This is a genomic window from Bartonella sp. AU18XJBT, assembly GCF_028618595.1.
Taxonomy (GTDB): Bacteria; Pseudomonadota; Alphaproteobacteria; order Rhizobiales; family Rhizobiaceae; genus Bartonella.
Genome location: NZ_JAQITE010000124.1, coordinates 1 through 1,823 on the forward strand (window position 1 = coordinate 1; position 1,823 = coordinate 1,823).

Annotated in this window: 1 protein-coding gene; it reads right to left on the reverse strand. The window is 39.1% G+C overall.

Features of this window, described 5'->3' with window-relative positions:
* On the reverse strand, nucleotides 1–1,823 hold a 1,823-nt coding region (locus PVV60_RS10420; protein WP_273724663.1), incomplete at both ends, for a helicase-related protein.

Below are 1,823 nucleotides of genomic sequence, written 5' to 3' on the forward strand. Positions count from 1 at the left end.
GTGTAAAATTGTACGCTCCTAGAAATATTTTTGAGATCTTGAGATTCTTCTTTAGGGGTAACTTTATCAAGGACATTGAGTACACGTTGTAAAGCACAAGAGACGGGATTTTCTTGAACAAACTGATGCCCCTCAAATAAAGCATTAAAGACTGGACGCGTCACGAGATGTTGCGCAAGCATTTCAATCGCATTTTGTTCAGAGACAGTCGTATTCAAATTGCTACGCAATTCGGTCATAAAATCATTAAACACCTGCCGTGTTTCAGTTTCTGATTTCGTCAAAACTTCAGTTAAGCGTGCGATATGAGTTTGAGCGAGATCACCAACATTTATTGCCCATTTTTTCCAATAGCTAGGATCGTAAAATCTATTAACAATAGCAGCTTTAATGACATCTTTACATTTAGAAAAAAGGGGGAGTTCTCCTTGTTCTTCACATGTGTGAGAGGGTTCATAAGTTGCTAACCCAATATTAAGTCCTGAATACTCTAATTTTGAGCGTATAGGTAAATCATCAATAACCGTGGTCGTATCTTCTAACGCAAGTTCTTGAGAAGCAGCAACGATTTCAAGAGCATCGCTTACGTCTTGTTTTTTGTGCATATGGTGAATTATTTTATTAAAGTTATCATCATGGGCACGTAAAGCATTGAGAACTTGCCAAATGACATTATACTTTTGGTTTTTTTCTAAGGCTATTTCCGGCGGAATATCAGCGGGGATTCCAACGGGTAGAATGATATAGCCCCTTTTTTTACCCTTCGCTCGACGCATTACACGTCCTATTGCTTGAATAATCTCAATTTGACTTTTGCGCGGGTGTAAAAATAGAACAGCATCAAGAGCAGGAACATCCACACCTTCAGAAAGACAGCGTACATTGGTCAACACACGGCAGATATTTTCCCCCGCATCTTCCTTTAACCAGTCGAGTTGTTTTGTACGCTCTTTAGCACTAAAGGTTCCATCAATATGGGCAAGGGTACAGTTAAGAGGGGGAGTGTCTTTATAGTTTTTATGAAGAGCGCGCAAAGATTCTTGCACTTTTTCTTTTTTGAATCTTTTGCATATGCGTTTAGAAGTATCAATATCTTTGCAAAAAGCTAAAGCTCTACGCATAGGCTTGGGGTCATCTTCAAGATCAAGTTTCAGATCCATTTTGGTAAGGGCTCTATAACAGCCATTAATCTTGGTCCTATCGTCAAGAATAAGTTCATAATCCTTATCGGTAATCAGATGTTGAATGGATTGGCTTATTTCTTTTTCGTTGACAACTAATATGATAACTTTACAAGGTGATAACAGCTTATCCTCTAAAGCACGTGAAAAGTTGTAAGTGTAAAGTTGTTTGCCATAGAGTTTTTCATTATCCATGGACACCAAAACGTTATTGGATAAGACAGCATTCCTTTTCAGCTTGTCACTAAAGATCTTTGGGGTTGCTGTCATGTAGAGGCGTTTTTTGCCTCGAATAATGCTATTGTCATGAACCTTGATAAATTCAGATTCATGCTTTTCTGTTCCCAATACAACACCCGTTGTACGGTGTGCTTCATCACAAATGATCAGATCAAATTCGGGTAACTCATGGGTATTTTGTGCATCCGAAATCACTTGAATGGAATGATAGGTTGAAAAGATAACCGTCATTGCATCTGCGAGGTTTTCACAAGCTTCTTTAGCAAGGGCTTTTGCATCCGTTGTAGCAGGGAGCACAAGATCTGATGTTTCCATGCCAACAATATCATCTTGGTTTTTACGACGCTTGCCTACTTTTGTATCCGAACACACAGCAAAAGAACGCAAGGGCACTTGTGCATC